The sequence below is a fragment of the Enterobacter sp. EC_64 genome (assembly GCF_019584165.1).
GTDB lineage: Bacteria > Pseudomonadota > Gammaproteobacteria > Enterobacterales > Enterobacteriaceae > Enterobacter > Enterobacter roggenkampii.
Map to the genome: position 1 here is coordinate 25,037 of NZ_VDAS01000023.1, position 14,799 is coordinate 39,835.

Here is a 14,799-nt window from a genome sequence, read left to right on the forward strand (position 1 = left end):
ATACATGCGAACCCTTTGGCGAATTATTGCCGGTTTCTTTAAATGGACGTGGCGACTGCTCAACTTCGTCCGCAACCTGGTGATGAACATCTTCTTCATCTTCCTGGTTCTGGTTTGCGCGGGCATCTGGATGCACATCAGTAACGCGAATCAGGCGCAGCATTCAACGCGCGGGGCCCTGTTACTCGATATCACCGGCGTCATCGTTGATAAACCGTCAGCCAGCAACCGTCTGGGTGTGATCAGTCGCCAGCTGTTTGGCGCCACGTCCGACCGCCTGCAGGAAAACTCCCTGTTCGATATCGTCGATGCCATCCGTCAGGCCAAAGATGACCGCAACATCACCGGCATCGTGCTGGATCTGAAAGATTTTGCCGGCGGCGACCAGCCCTCTATGCAGTACATCGGTAAAGCGCTGCGCGAATTCCGCGACAGCGGCAAGCCGGTCATTGCCGTGGGCGACAGCTACAGCCAGGGGCAATATTATCTGGCGAGCTTCGCCAATAAAATCTGGCTCTCCCCACAGGGTACGGTCGATCTGCACGGCTTTGCCACCAACGGCCTGTACTACAAATCGCTGCTCGACAAGCTGAAGGTTACCACCCACGTCTTCCGCGTCGGCACGTACAAATCCGCCGTGGAGCCGTTTATCCGCGACGATATGTCACCTGCCGCCCGCGAAGCGGACAGCCGCTGGATTGGCGAGCTGTGGCAGAACTATCTCGGCACCGTTGCCGCGAACCGTCAGATTACGCCTGAGCAGGTGTTCCCTGGCGCGCAGGGCGTGCTCGAAGGCCTGCGTAAGGTTGACGGCGATACCGCGAAATACGCGCTCGATAACAAACTGGTTGATGCCCTGGGCACCAGCGCCGAGATTGAAAAATCCCTGAGCAAACAGTTTGGCTGGAGCAAAGAGGACAAAAATTACAGCGCCATCAGCATGTATGATTACTCGACGAAGAAACCGGATGAGAACGGGGACAGCGTCGCGGTGGTCTTTGCTAACGGTGCGATCATGGACGGTCAGGAGACTCCGGGGAACGTGGGCGGCGATACCACCGCGTCACAAATCCGCGATGCGCGCCTCGATCCGAAAGTGAAGGCGATTGTCCTGCGGGTCAACAGCCCTGGCGGTAGCGTCAGCGCCTCCGAAGTGATCCGCGCTGAACTGGCCGCGTCCCGCGCCGCCGGTAAGCCGGTCGTCGTCTCAATGGGCGGAATGGCCGCCTCCGGGGGTTACTGGATCTCCACGCCAGCCAACTACATCGTGGCGAACCCAAGCACGCTCACCGGCTCGATTGGCATCTTCGGGGTGATCAACACCGTAGAAAACAGCCTGGATTCTCTGGGCGTGCATACTGACGGCGTAGCGACTTCTCCGCTCGCGGATGTCGCGGTGACCAAATCCCTGCCGCCGGAAGTCTCTGAGATGATGCAGCTCAGCATTGAGAACGGCTATAAACGCTTTATCACCCTGGTCGCCGACTCGCGCAAAAAGACGCCTGAGCAGATCGACCAGATTGCGCAGGGCCACGTCTGGACCGGTCAGGATGCTAAGAGCAACGGACTGGTGGACAGCCTGGGCGACTTCGATGACGCGGTGAAGAAAGCCGCCGAACTGGCGAAGCTGAAGCAGTGGCATATCGAGTATTACCAGGACGAACCGTCGTTCTTCGATATGGTCATGGACAGCATGTCCGGCTCGGTACGCGCCATGCTGCCGGAGGCGCTGCAGGCTTACCTGCCTGCGCCGGTCGCCACGGCGGCAAAAGCGATGAAGGCAGAAAGCGATAAGCTTGCGGCCTTTAACGATCCACAGAGTCGTTACGCGTTTTGCCTGACCTGCGCGAACGTCCGTTAAAAACCGTCCCCTCTTCCTACGAAGAGGGGATTTTTTTCTTTTGAAGAACAAGAACTCACTACCATGCAGAAGAAATCGATTTATGTAGCCTACACTGGCGGTACCATCGGTATGCAGCGCTCTGAAAACGGCTATATCCCCGTCTCCGGCCACCTGCAGCGTCAGCTTGCGCTGATGCCCGAATTCCACCGTCCGGAAATGCCTGACTTCACCATCCACGAATACGAGCCGCTGATGGACTCCTCCGACATGACGCCGGAAGACTGGCAGCACATCGCGGATGATATTAAAGCCCATTACGACCAGTACGACGGCTTCGTGATCCTGCACGGTACCGACACCATGGCATTTACCGCCTCGGCGCTCTCCTTCATGCTGGAGAACCTGAGCAAGCCGGTTATCGTCACCGGATCGCAAATTCCGCTGGCGGAGCTGCGCTCTGACGGGCAGATCAACCTGCTGAACTCCCTGTACGTGGCGGCGAATTACCCGATTAACGAAGTGTCTTTGTTCTTTAACAACCGTCTTTATCGCGGGAACCGCACCACTAAAGCCCACGCCGACGGCTTTGACGCCTTTGCCTCACCCAACCTGCAGCCGCTGCTGGAGGCCGGGATTCATATCCGTCGTCTGGGCACGCCGCCTGCGCCGAACACCGCGGGCGAGCTGATTGTGCATCCGATTACTCCGCAACCGATTGGCGTGGTGACCATTTATCCGGGTATCTCTGCGGACGTGGTGCGTAACTTCCTGCGCCAGCCGGTGAAAGCGCTTATCCTGCGCTCCTACGGCGTGGGTAACGCCCCGCAGAACGGTGAATTCCTGAAAGAGCTTCAGGAGGCCAGCGAGCGCGGAATTGTGGTGGTAAACCTGACCCAGTGTATGTCCGGTAAAGTCAATATGGGCGGCTATGCCACCGGCAACGCGCTGGCGCATGCGGGGGTGATCAGCGGCTTCGATATGACCGTTGAGGCAACGCTGACTAAACTTCACTATTTACTGAGTCAGGATCTGGACATTCAGTCCATTCGCAGCGCGATGATGCAAAACCTGCGCGGCGAACTGACGCCTGACGAATAAGGAGGTCTCATGAAGCAACGCGCCCTGCTCCTGGTCGATTTGCAAAATGATTTCTGCGCGGGCGGTGCGCTGGCCGTCGCCGAAGGTGACAGCACCGTTGACGTGGCCAACACGCTGATTGACTGGTGCAAAGCCCGTGGTGAAGCAGTTGTCGCAAGCCAGGACTGGCACCCGGCAAATCACGGCAGCTTTGCCAGCCAGCACAATGTCGAGCCCTTCACCCAGGGTGAACTCGACGGGCTGGCGCAAACTTTCTGGCCGGATCACTGCGTACAGCAGACGGAAGGCGCGGAGTTACATCCGCTCCTGAACCAGAAAGCCATCGACGCGGTGTTCCATAAAGGTGAAAACCCGGCTATCGACAGCTATAGCGCGTTTTTTGATAACGGGCATCGCCAGAAAACGGCGCTGGACGCCTGGTTACGTCACCATGAAATCACCGAGCTGATTGTACTGGGGCTGGCAACGGACTACTGCGTGAAGTTCACCGTGCTGGATGCGCTTCAGCTTGGCTACACCGTCAGCGTCATCACCGACGGCTGCCGCGGGGTGAACATTCATCCGCAGGACAGCGCTCAGGCGTTTATGGATATGGCTGCGGAAGGCGCGACGCTGTATACGCTCGAAGACTGGCTGGAAACGCAGGCGTAGTCTTTTAAGCCGGGTGGCGGCTGCGCCTTACCCGGCCGACTTCTTTGGTTTTGTAGGCCGGGTAAGCGTCAGCGCCACCCGGCAAAACTCCCCCTCCGATCCCCATAAAGTGAACTCCCTCGCAACCTCAGCGAAGCGGCAATGCTATTCTCTTCAGGCTGTTTTTTCGCCACGCCTTTTCCGTGGCGTGGTTAATTTTATTAAGTCAAAGAGGAACTTGTATGAAACGTTTGCCCTTGCTGGCAGCCTTATCCTTGCTTTGCGCGTCAGTTGCCTCCGCCAGTTCCCTGATGTCCGTGGGCTACTTTAACGGGGGTGGCGACGTCACCGCCGGACCGGGTGGCGATATCAATAAGCTGGACGTTCGCCAGATCACCCACCTGAACTACTCGTTTGGTCTGGTCTATAACGACGAAAAAGACGAAACCAACGCCGCGCTGAAAGATCCGGCGAAGCTGCATCAAATCTGGCTATCGCCAAAAGTGGCGTCCGACCTGGCCTTGATCCCCACCCTGCGTAAGCAAAACCCAAATCTTAAGGTCCTGCTCTCCGTCGGCGGCTGGGGCGCGCGTGGTTTCTCTGGCGCAGCGGCAACCCAAGAGAGTCGCGCGGTGTTCATCCGCTCCGCGCAGGAGATTGTTGAAAAATATGGTCTGGACGGGATCGACCTCGACTGGGAGTATCCGGTCAACGGCGCCTGGGGCCTGGTGGCAAGCCAGCCTGCCGACCGGGATAACTTTACCGCCCTGCTGAAGGAGATGCGCGACGCGTTAGGGCATAAAAAGCTGGTGACCATTGCGGTAGGCGCGAATGCGGAAAGTCCGAAAAGCTGGGTGGATGTGAAAGCCATTGCCCCCCTGCTCGATTACATCAACCTGATGACCTACGACATGGCGTACGGCACGCAGTATTTCAATGCCAACCTGTACGACTCCAGCGCCTGGCCGACGGTGGCCGCCGCGGACAAATACAGCGTCGATTTTGTGGTGAACAACTATCTGGCCGCCGGGCTGAAGCCGCAGCAGATGAATCTCGGGATTGGTTTCTATGGCCGCGTACCGAAACGCGCCGTGGAGCCGGGCATTGACTGGACGAAACCCGATGCGCAAAAAAATCCGGCCACCCAGCCCTACTTCGGGCCGCAGGAAATCGGATTGTTCAAGTCGCTCGGCTACGACCTGACCAAAGATACCTACGTGAAGTACAACGATATCGTCAAAACGCTGCTGAACGATCCGCAGAAACGCTTTACCGAGCACTGGGACGACCAGGCGAAAGTGCCGTGGCTTTCGGTGAAGGGTGCCGATGGCAACGCGCTGTTTGCGATTTCGTATGAGAACCCGCGATCCGTGGCGATCAAAGCGGACTACATCAAAGAGAAAGGTCTCGCCGGGGCGATGTTCTGGGAGTACGGCGCGGATGATGAAAACCAGTTAGCGAAGCAGCTGGCGGCGTCGCTCGGGATCCCGCACTAAAGTGTAGCGTGCCGGGTGGCGCTAGCGCTTACCCGGCCTACATGAGAGCATTATTTGAAAGTCGCAATCGGCTTCGGGGTGATACCAAAGTCCTCTTTCAGCTCACGCTTGCTCTTCATCACCATTTGACCATGGGTGTCGATCGTCATGTGCTGCGCGTCGGTGTTGTTGCGCGCCTGCCACAGCATCACCAGTTGCAGGCTGTTCTCTTTCTGCTCCGGGGTCAGCGCGACGCCATCGGGCCATTTTCCCAACTCTACGGCGGTGACCAGACGCTGATAAATTTCCGGCGTCATCCCGCTAATCATATCTTCAATATTCACAATCCCGCCCTTTCGAAGGAATAATTTGCTGAATCGTTTTTTCAACCCTTGATCTGGTCGCCGTTTTCGTCGTCAGTGAAGCTCATTGAGGCTGAATTCACGCAGAAACGCTCGCCCGTTGGCTGAGGGCCATCCGGGAAGACGTGTCCAAGGTGCGCATCGCAGTTGCCGCAGCGAATTTCGGTGCGCACCATACCGTGCGACGAGTCGGTCAGATAGCGGATAGCCTCATCGCTCACCGGCTCGTAAAAGCTCGGCCAGCCGCAGCCCGAATCAAATTTCGTTTGGGAATTGAACAGCGGAGCATCACAGACCAGGCAGTGGTAGACGCCGTCTCGCTTGTTGTGCAGTAAACGCCCGGTGAACGGCGGTTCCGTCCCGTGGTTTTGCGTCACGTAAAACTGCATTTCTGTGAGGTTTTTTTTCAAATCGTCGGGGTTACGTTGGTTCGACATATGCTTACATCTCGCTGTAGAAACAGACATCTTTTACCCCGCATTCTAACAAAACATTAACACCCTTGCGTGCACTTTTGATCTAAACTTATGTGTCGCGAAAAGGCGGTCAGGCAATTGTGATCATATTCACATTTTTATCCTGCGAGGACTTTAAAATTCCGGGCGCAGCCCCCATGTGGTTGCAAGCTCAAAGGGAAAGTGAGGCGAGTCAGTCGCACAAACGTTAGTCACAGGATTGATTTGTCGCAATGATTGACACGATTCCGCTTGACGCTGCGTAAGGTTTTTGTAATTTTACAGGCAACCTTTTATTCACTAACAAATAGCTGGTGGAATATATGACTATCAAAGTAGGTATCAACGGTTTTGGCCGTATCGGCCGTATTGTTTTCCGTGCTGCTCAGAAACGTTCTGACATCGAAATCGTTGGTATCAACGATCTCCTGGACGCTGAATACATGGCGTACATGCTGAAGTACGACTCAACTCACGGTCGTTTCGACGGCACCGTTGAAGTGAAAGACGGCCACCTGGTTGTAAATGGCAAAACCATCCGCGTTACTGCTGAGAAAGACCCAGCTAACCTGAAATGGAACGAAATTGGTGTTGACGTTGTTGCTGAAGCAACCGGTATCTTCCTGACCGACGAAACTGCACGTAAACACATCACTGCGGGTGCGAAGAAAGTTGTTCTGACGGGTCCTTCCAAAGACAACACCCCAATGTTCGTTCGTGGTGCAAACTTCGAAACTTACGCTGGCCAGGACATCGTTTCCAACGCATCCTGCACCACCAACTGCCTGGCACCGCTGGCTAAAGTTATCAACGACAACTTCGGCATCATCGAAGGTCTGATGACCACCGTTCACGCAACCACCGCTACTCAGAAAACCGTTGATGGCCCGTCTCACAAAGACTGGCGCGGCGGCCGTGGCGCGGCTCAGAACATCATCCCATCCTCTACCGGTGCGGCTAAAGCTGTAGGTAAAGTACTGCCAGAACTGAATGGCAAACTGACTGGTATGGCGTTCCGCGTTCCAACTCCTAACGTATCCGTTGTTGACCTGACCGTTCGTCTGGAAAAAGCTGCTTCTTATGAAGAAATTAAGAAAGCAATCAAAGCTGCTTCCGAAGGCCCAATGAAAGGCGTTCTGGGTTACACCGAAGACGACGTTGTATCTACCGATTTCAACGGCGAAGTGTGCACTTCCGTGTTCGATGCTAAAGCAGGTATCGCACTGAACGACAACTTCGTTAAACTGGTATCCTGGTACGACAACGAAACCGGCTACTCTAACAAAGTACTGGACCTGATCGCTCACATCTCCAAATAAGTTGAGATGAGTGTTTGATCCAAAAAGGCGACTTCGGTCGCCTTTTTTATTTATAAGACAGAGGATTGCTTAATGATTAATAAAATTTTTGCACTTCCGGTAGTCGAACAACTTACCCCTGTGCTCTCCCGCCGCCAGATTGACGGTGCTGACGTTATCGTCGTTGACCATCCGCGCGTTAAGGCCTCCGTGGCGCTGAACGGCGCCCACCTGCTCTCCTGGAAGCCGGAAGGTGAAGTTGAGGGATTGTGGCTCAGTGATGCGACCTCCTTCAAAAAAGGGGCTGCAATCCGTGGTGGCGTACCGATCTGCTGGCCGTGGTTCGGCCCGTCCGCACAGCCGGGTTTGCCTTCTCACGGTTTTGCCCGTAACCAGCAGTGGACCCTTAAAGCGCATAACGAAGACGACAACGGCGCCGTGCTGACCTTTGAGCTGCAGGCAAATGACGAAACCCGCGCTCTGTGGCCGCACGATTTCACCCTGTACGCCCGCTTTAAGCTGGGTAAAACCTGTGAAATCGAACTGGAAGCCCACGGCGAGTTCGAAACCACCTCCGCCCTGCACACCTATTTCAACGTGGGTGACATCAGCGCTGTGAAGGTGAGTGGCCTTGGCGATACCTTTATCGATAAAGTCGACAACGCGAAAGAGGGCAAACTCAGCGACGGCGTTCAGGCGTTTCCTGACCGTACCGACCGCGTCTATCTGCATCCGGAAGCATGCAGCATGATCCACGACGGTGCCCTGAACCGCGGCATTGAGGTAGTACATCACCATCACAGCAACGTGGTGGGCTGGAACCCGGGCCCTGCACTGTCTGTCAGCATGGCCGACGTGCCTGACGACGGTTATAAAACGTTTGTCTGCGTGGAAACGGCCTGCGTGACTACCCCGCAGAAAGCGAGTGAAGAAAAGCCATCTCGTTTAGGTCAGACGATCCGCATTATTAAGCGATAATCTCGCTGCACCACACTAAAGCAAACGGGGCGCAAGCGCCCCGTTTTGATGCACCAATTGCACAATATAAGTGCGCAATCAGAACTTGTAGGTCACACCGACAGAGAAGATGCCTGCCCAGGACTTATCGACCATCGGGCTGTCTTTCACTTCATCGCTCAGACGCTCATAACGGCCAGTACCGTACACGCTCCAGTCGCCAAGGAAGTTATAGCTCGCGGTCAGCTCCAGGTACGGATCCCAGCCGTCATCTGCGCTGTAGCTCTTCAGACCGCTACGACGGGACTCGTTTTTAGAGACGCCATAATAGTAGTCATTGTAGTTCTCGCTGTTGTACTGCACACCGATACCCGGCGTCAGGGTCAGACCACCGTTGGTGTAACGGTACAGCCACGCCAGATCCCAGATAAAGCCGTTGCTGTTATCCAGCGTATCGCCTGCCAGGGCCGTACGCAGGAAGCCATACTGGGTGTTATGCACATAAGAGAGGCCGGCCATCATCGAGCTTTTACGCTTGTCGAGCTGGCGAAGCGCGTGGCTGTCGCTGTCACCCGGCTTGAAGTGCGTAGGATCGTAGTACGCCATGATGGAGAGCTTATCGGCCGTATCGTTCCACAGATAGTAGCCGCCGCCGAGCCCACGGAACCAGACGTTATCGCCTTCATAGGTGATAACCGGCACAGGATAAACATCACGGTCATACTGTTTGTACGGGCTGTTAATGACGCCAACACCCGCGCCAACCGTCCACTGACTTTCCGCCTGTGCGGTGCTTACTGCGGTCGCGGCAAGGATGCCTAATGCCAGAAGTTTGAGTTTGGTCACAATCCATTCTTTCCTGTAGTCAAATAATCAGCGGGTGAAGTGTAACCGCCATTCCCGTACATCCCAAAATTTTTTGCCTGCTAATCAGTCTGATTAACCCATTATTTTTAACTTATCAGATGACAACCGGCTTTCATTTACATGACCGCTGAATGAAAAATGTGCTTTTGCCTTATTACCAGAGTGGAAATTTTTGGATGAGTTATTGATATGTCATTGAAAGTAGATTTTATGGGCATGCAAGTTTTGCAAATGCCATCTACGCTTTAATTTAAGAAGAGTTTTCCTGAACACCCTGCGGTTCTTAGCGTCTGACCTGGCACACAGGTTGCTGCTCTGGCAGTGAGGTGCGAGAGATTCTCTTCCGGGAGCCTCCACTACTCATACGAACGGCTCTTATCCTGTGCTAAAAAACGAAAGGACGGCATGCCATGAATATATTCGATCACTATCGCCAGCGCTATGAAGCTGCCAAGGACGAAGAGTTCACACTGCAGGAGTTTCTTACCATCTGTCGGCAAGATCGCAGTGCCTATGCCAATGCGGCAGAACGGCTATTGATGGCTATTGGTGAGCCAAACATGGTTGACACTGCCCTGGAACCCCGGCTTTCCCGTCTCTTTTCGAATCGGGTGGTCGCCCGATACCCGGCGTTTGAAGAGTTCTATGGCATGGAAGATGCCATAGAGCAGATTGTCTCCTACCTGAAGCATGCCGCTCAGGGTCTGGAAGAGAAGAAACAGATCCTCTATTTACTCGGCCCCGTGGGCGGCGGTAAATCCTCGCTGGCGGAACGCCTGAAGTCGCTGATGCAGCGCGTGCCTATCTATGTCCTGAGCGCCAATGGCGAGCGCAGCCCGGTGAACGACCATCCGCTGTGCTTGTTCAATCCGCAGGAAGATGCGCAGATTCTGGATAAAGAGTACGGCATCCCGCGTCGCTACCTCGGCACCATCATGTCGCCGTGGGCGGCAAAACGCCTGCATGAGTTTGGTGGCGACATCACCAAATTCCGCGTGGTGAAAGTCTGGCCGTCGATCCTGGAACAGATCGCCATCGCTAAAACGGAACCCGGTGATGAGAACAACCAGGATATTTCGGCGCTGGTCGGTAAGGTCGACATCCGCAAGCTGGAAAACTTCGCGCAAAACGACCCGGATGCCTACGGTTACTCTGGCGCGCTGTGCCGGGCTAACCAGGGGATTATGGAATTCGTCGAGATGTTTAAAGCGCCCATCAAGGTGCTGCATCCGCTGCTGACGGCCACTCAGGAAGGAAACTACAACGGGACGGAAGGTATCTCCGCCCTGCCGTTTAACGGGATCATTCTTGCCCACTCGAACGAATCTGAATGGGTGACCTTCCGTAACAACAAAAACAACGAGGCTTTCCTTGACCGCGTGTACATCGTTAAGGTGCCTTACTGCCTGCGGATCTCCGAAGAGATCAAAATTTACGAGAAACTGCTTAACCACAGTGAGCTGGTGCATGCGCCGTGCGCGCCGGGCACGCTGGAAACGCTGTCTCGCTTCTCCATCCTGTCGCGCCTGAAAGAGCCGGAAAACTCCAGCATCTACTCGAAAATGCGCGTCTATGACGGTGAGAGCCTGAAGGATACCGATCCGAAAGCGAAGTCGTATCAGGAGTATCGCGACTACGCCGGGGTTGATGAAGGGATGAACGGTCTGTCCACGCGCTTCGCGTTTAAGATCCTCTCGCGCGTCTTTAACTTCGACCATGCGGAAGTGGCGGCCAACCCGGTGCATCTGTTCTACGTGCTGGAGCAGCAAATCGAGCGCGAGCAGTTCCCGCAGGAGCAGGCTGAACGCTACCTTGAGTTCCTGAAAGGTTATCTGATCCCGAAATACGCCGAGTTCATTGGCAAAGAGATCCAGACGGCCTACCTGGAATCCTATTCAGAATACGGGCAGAACATTTTTGACCGTTATGTCACCTACGCTGACTTCTGGATCCAGGATCAGGAGTACCGCGACCCGGATACCGGCCAGCTGTTTGACCGTGAATCCCTGAACGCGGAGCTGGAAAAAATCGAGAAGCCTGCCGGGATCAGCAACCCGAAAGACTTCCGTAATGAGATTGTTAACTTCGTCCTGCGCGCCAGAGCGCATAACAACGGGCGCAATCCGAACTGGACCAGCTACGAGAAGCTGCGCACGGTCATTGAGAAGAAAATGTTCTCCAATACCGAAGAGCTGCTGCCGGTGATCTCGTTTAACGCCAAAACCTCAACCGATGAACAGAAAAAACACGACGATTTTGTCGACCGTATGATGGAAAAAGGCTACACCCGCAAACAGGTCCGCCTGCTCTGCGAATGGTACCTGCGCGTGCGTAAATCGTCTTAAAACAAGTGCCCGGCGGCGGTTAGCGCCTGCCGGGCCTACAAAATGCAAGTTGGCAAATGCAGTACGGGGGGTATATGACCTGGTTTATTGACCGGCGTCTTAACGGCAAAAACAAGAGCACGGTGAACCGCCAGCGCTTCTTGCGTCGTTATAAAGCGCAAATTAAACAGTCTATCTCCGAGGCCATCAACAAACGCTCGGTGACCGACGTCGACAGCGGCGAGTCTGTCTCCATCCCCACCGATGACATCAGCGAACCGATGTTTCATCAGGGGCGAGGCGGCCTGCGCCATCGCGTACACCCAGGTAATGACCACTTCGTTCAGAACGACAGAATTGAGCGCCCTCAGGGCGGCGGCGGTGGTTCAGGAAGCGGTCAGGGACAGGCCAGCCAGGACGGTGAAGGTCAGGACGAATTTATCTTCCAGATCTCAAAAGATGAATATCTCGACCTGCTGTTCGAAGACCTGGCGCTGCCGAATCTGAAAAAGAATCAGCATCGTCAGCTTAATGAATATAAAACCCACCGCGCGGGCTATACCGCCAACGGCGTGCCCGCCAACATCAGCGTCGTGCGTTCGCTGCAGAACTCGCTGGCGCGACGCACGGCCATGACGGCAGGCAAACGTCGCGAACTGCGCGAGCTGGAGAGCAGCCTGAAGGTGGTGGAAAATACGGAACCGGCGCAACTGCTGGAAGAGGAGCGCCTGCGTAAAGAGATTGCAGAGCTGAGGGCGAAGATCGAACGGGTCCCGTTTATCGACACCTTTGACCTGCGCTACAAGAACTACGAAAAACGCCCTGAGCCCTCCAGCCAGGCGGTGATGTTCTGTCTGATGGACGTGTCCGGCTCGATGGACCAGGCCACGAAGGATATGGCGAAGCGCTTCTATATTCTGCTCTATCTGTTCCTGAGCAGAACCTATAAGAACGTCGAGGTGGTCTATATCCGTCACCATACCCAGGCAAAAGAAGTGGATGAACATGAGTTCTTCTACTCGCAGGAAACCGGGGGCACCATCGTCTCGAGCGCGCTGAAGCTGATGGATGAAGTGGTCAAAGAGCGCTACGACCCGGCACAGTGGAACATTTATGCCGCGCAGGCGTCGGATGGCGATAACTGGGCCGACGACTCGCCGCTGTGTCACGAGATTCTGGCGAAGAAAATTCTGCCGGTCGTGCGTTACTACAGCTATATCGAAATCACCCGTCGTGCGCACCAGACCCTGTGGCGGGAGTATGAGCATCTGCAGTCGATGTTCGATAATTTTGCCATGCAGCATATCCGTGACCAGGATGACATTTATCCGGTGTTCAGGGAGCTGTTCCACAAGCAGTCTGCTACCAGCAACGCATAATCCCACAGCCAGCGAACCCGCTGGCTGTTTTCTTTCGACCCCGTTCATCCCGTGCTAATGTAGACCCCTGCATACTGGATTATCACCGGGAAAATCGTTATGACTGACGACGTTATTGGAACAGGAACCCACCAGCAGCTCATTACCTTACTCACCGAGCAGGGCGCGCGTTTTCGCGTCATGGAGCACGAGGCGGTCGGGAAATGTGAAGCGGTAAGTGAAATTCGCGGAACCGACCTGCGGCAAGGCGCTAAAGCCCTGGTCTGCAAGGTGAAGGGAAACGGCGTAAAGAAACATGTTCTGGCGATCCTTGCCGCCGACCTGCAGGCTGACCTGAGCCAGCTTGCCAGCCATTTTGGCGGGCTAAAGGCCTCCCTCGCCAGCCCGGCCGAAGTCGATGCCCTGACCGCCTGCGTTTTCGGCGCTATCCCGCCCTTTAGCTTCCATCCTGACCTGGCGCTGGTTGCCGACCCGCTGCTGTTCGAGCGCTTTGACGAAATCGCGTTTAACGCTGGCCTGCTGGAGAAATCCGTGATTATGGATACCCAGGATTACCTGCGCATCGCCCGTCCTGAGCTCGTCACCTTCCATAAAGCCTAACTGCAACGGCTGACGCCCTGTCAGCCTTTTCTTCCCAGGAACAGCACGGAGGCAACAAGAATAACGGCAATAGCGAAAAACGATGAGGAGATGATCAGCGTTTCCACAAACATGTGATCGTTCATGATGGCGACCCTTTAGCGATATCTGCTTTCGTTTTAATCCGCGTAAATGACAAGGTTATGACAACGATAAAATCTTTTTAACACTGTTCTCTGCCGCGTTTGCGCGTACAGTAAACAGGACCATTATTCTGGCAAGGATTCCCAATGTTTGACCCTACTCTGCTCATTCTTCTGGCACTCGCCGCGCTCGGCTTTATCAGCCATAACACCACCGTTGCCATCTCGATTCTGGTGCTGATTATTGTGCGCGTGACTCCGTTAAATACCTTTTTCCCGTGGATAGAAAAACAAGGCCTCACCATCGGGATCATCATCTTAACCATCGGGGTAATGGCGCCCATCGCCAGCGGCACGCTTCCCGCCTCCACGCTGCTGCACTCGTTTGTAAACTGGAAATCGCTGGTGGCGATCGCGGTGGGGATTTTTGTGTCATGGCTGGGCGGACGCGGCGTCACGCTGATGAGCAGCCAGCCCTCGCTGGTGGCGGGTCTGCTGGTGGGCACCGTGCTGGGCGTGGCGCTCTTTCGCGGCGTGCCGGTCGGCCCGCTGATTGCGGCAGGCCTTGTCTCGCTGTTTATTGGGAAGTCGTAGTCAGGCTGGCCATATAACGCGCCGGCGTCTGGCCCAGTCCCTTCCTGAACATGGTGATAAACGCGGTGGTCGAGTCATAGCCCAGTGACTGGGCCACCTGCTGCACCGATTTGCCGCTTATTAAATGCTGTAACGCCACAATCAGCTGCAGCTGGTGACGCCAGCGGCGGAAGCTCAGACCGGTCTCCTTCACTACCAGCCGCGCCAGGTTGCGCTCGCTCATGGCGAAGTGGCTCGCCCACTGCGCCAGCGTCTGCCAGGCGGCGGGCTCTTCCGCCATCTTCTCGCTCATCAGCCGGATTTTGGGATGGGGTGACACGGGGAGCTGCAGATGCTCCTGACGCTGGAGCGGCAGCTCGTCAAACAGGACGTCCACCAGACGCGAGGTGGCCGCGAGCTGCAGCTGTTCACGTGATTTTTCCGCGAGCGATAAAATCAGCTCCCGCACCAGGGGGGAGATTTTCAGGGTACAGCAGCGCTCGGGCAGGCTGGCAGCCCCCGGCTCAATGAACAAAAAGCAGAGCTGCGCGCCCGGCGTGGCCCTGTTACTGTGCGGCATCTGGCCAGGGATCCAGACGGCATACTGGGGCGGCACCATCAGCATGGCATTTTCCACTTCACAGGTGATTGCGCCGCCGAGGGCCAGAATCAGCTGCCCCTTACGGTGATGATGAAGCGGAATATATTGTTCCTCCGCCACTACCTGAATGCGAAATGCGACGGCCGCATCGTACTGGCTATCCGGATCGTAGCCTTCCAGTCCCAGACCAATCATCAGTTTGTCCGATATGAGCG

Annotated in this window: 15 protein-coding genes; 10 read left to right on the plus strand and 5 right to left on the minus strand. The window is 55.4% G+C overall.

The genetic code is table 11. The features are described 5' to 3' along the window. The first annotated feature begins 4 nt into the window (after positions 1-4). The 4 genes from sppA (at position 5) to FHC52_RS17255 (ending at position 5,067) form a co-directional block, all read left to right on the plus strand. The gene (gene sppA, locus FHC52_RS17240) at positions 5-1,861 is read left to right on the plus strand and encodes a signal peptide peptidase SppA (protein WP_126288013.1); all 1,857 of its coding nucleotides are present in this window, start codon (positions 5-7) and stop codon (positions 1,859-1,861) included. A gap of 63 nt (positions 1,862-1,924) precedes the next feature. After that, a complete protein-coding gene (gene ansA / locus FHC52_RS17245) occupies positions 1,925-2,941 on the plus strand; it encodes an asparaginase (protein ID WP_008500705.1) in 1,017 nt (338 codons plus the stop codon). Between the two features lie 9 nt (positions 2,942-2,950). Next, the gene (gene pncA / locus FHC52_RS17250) at positions 2,951-3,592 is read left to right on the plus strand and encodes a bifunctional nicotinamidase/pyrazinamidase (RefSeq protein WP_021241052.1); all 642 of its coding nucleotides are present in this window, start codon (positions 2,951-2,953) and stop codon (positions 3,590-3,592) included. Positions 3,593-3,813: 221 nt separating this feature from the next. Further along, positions 3,814-5,067: a glycoside hydrolase family 18 protein gene (locus tag FHC52_RS17255; RefSeq protein ID WP_220420156.1), complete on the plus strand. Its 1,254-nt coding sequence runs from the start codon at positions 3,814-3,816 to the stop codon at positions 5,065-5,067. Positions 5,068-5,117: 50 nt separating this feature from the next. Here the strand turns inward: FHC52_RS17255 and FHC52_RS17260 are convergent, their stop codons facing one another. Together FHC52_RS17260 and msrB are read right to left on the minus strand one after the other, a co-directional pair. Next, positions 5,118-5,390: a YeaC family protein gene (locus FHC52_RS17260; protein ID WP_021241050.1), complete on the minus strand. Its 273-nt coding sequence runs from the start codon at positions 5,388-5,390 to the stop codon at positions 5,118-5,120. A gap of 41 nt (positions 5,391-5,431) precedes the next feature. Continuing rightward, the gene (msrB, locus tag FHC52_RS17265; RefSeq protein WP_008500710.1) at positions 5,432-5,845 is read right to left on the minus strand and encodes a peptide-methionine (R)-S-oxide reductase MsrB; all 414 of its coding nucleotides are present in this window, start codon (positions 5,843-5,845) and stop codon (positions 5,432-5,434) included. 341 nt (positions 5,846-6,186) lie between these two features. Between msrB and gapA the strand changes: the two genes are divergently transcribed. After that, a complete protein-coding gene (gene gapA, locus FHC52_RS17270) occupies positions 6,187-7,182 on the plus strand; it encodes a glyceraldehyde-3-phosphate dehydrogenase (RefSeq protein WP_006809136.1) in 996 nt (331 codons plus the stop codon). Between the two features lie 72 nt (positions 7,183-7,254). Then, the gene (locus FHC52_RS17275) at positions 7,255-8,139 is read left to right on the plus strand and encodes a D-hexose-6-phosphate mutarotase (RefSeq protein ID WP_059360927.1); all 885 of its coding nucleotides are present in this window, start codon (positions 7,255-7,257) and stop codon (positions 8,137-8,139) included. A gap of 78 nt (positions 8,140-8,217) precedes the next feature. Here FHC52_RS17275 and FHC52_RS17280 read toward each other — a convergent pair whose 3' ends face one another. After that, complete coding sequence (locus FHC52_RS17280) at positions 8,218-8,964, minus strand: MipA/OmpV family protein (protein ID WP_021241048.1); 747 nt, start codon at positions 8,962-8,964, stop codon at positions 8,218-8,220. 431 nt (positions 8,965-9,395) lie between these two features. On the opposite strand from FHC52_RS17280, the gene yeaG reads away from it, so the two are divergent. The 3 genes from yeaG (at position 9,396) to FHC52_RS17295 (ending at position 13,288) form a co-directional block, all read left to right on the plus strand. Further along, entirely contained in the window at positions 9,396-11,330 is a 1,935-nt protein-coding gene (gene yeaG, locus FHC52_RS17285) for a protein kinase YeaG (RefSeq protein WP_008500713.1), read from the plus strand. A 74-nt stretch (positions 11,331-11,404) separates the two neighbouring features. Then, positions 11,405-12,688, plus strand: a complete 1,284-nt coding sequence (locus tag FHC52_RS17290; RefSeq protein WP_220420157.1) for a YeaH/YhbH family protein — start codon at positions 11,405-11,407, stop codon at positions 12,686-12,688. A 99-nt stretch (positions 12,689-12,787) separates the two neighbouring features. After that, positions 12,788-13,288, plus strand: coding sequence for a YbaK/prolyl-tRNA synthetase associated domain-containing protein (locus tag FHC52_RS17295; RefSeq protein WP_008500735.1), 501 nt, complete (start codon positions 12,788-12,790; stop codon positions 13,286-13,288). Between the two features lie 20 nt (positions 13,289-13,308). Here the strand turns inward: FHC52_RS17295 and yoaI are convergent, their stop codons facing one another. Next, positions 13,309-13,413: a small membrane protein YoaI gene (gene yoaI / locus FHC52_RS17300; protein ID WP_220420158.1), complete on the minus strand. Its 105-nt coding sequence runs from the start codon at positions 13,411-13,413 to the stop codon at positions 13,309-13,311. Between the two features lie 144 nt (positions 13,414-13,557). Between yoaI and FHC52_RS17305 the strand changes: the two genes are divergently transcribed. Further along, the gene (locus FHC52_RS17305) at positions 13,558-14,004 is read left to right on the plus strand and encodes a DUF441 domain-containing protein (RefSeq protein WP_008500737.1); all 447 of its coding nucleotides are present in this window, start codon (positions 13,558-13,560) and stop codon (positions 14,002-14,004) included. Here the strand turns inward: FHC52_RS17305 and FHC52_RS17310 are convergent. Beyond that, positions 13,988-14,779 carry a helix-turn-helix domain-containing protein gene (locus tag FHC52_RS17310; RefSeq protein ID WP_008500738.1) on the minus strand — a complete coding sequence of 264 codons (792 nt, stop codon included), beginning with the start codon at positions 14,777-14,779 and terminating at the stop codon, positions 13,988-13,990. The two genes, FHC52_RS17305 and FHC52_RS17310, sit on opposite strands and share 17 nt — an antisense overlap. Positions 14,780-14,799 lie beyond the last annotated feature (20 nt).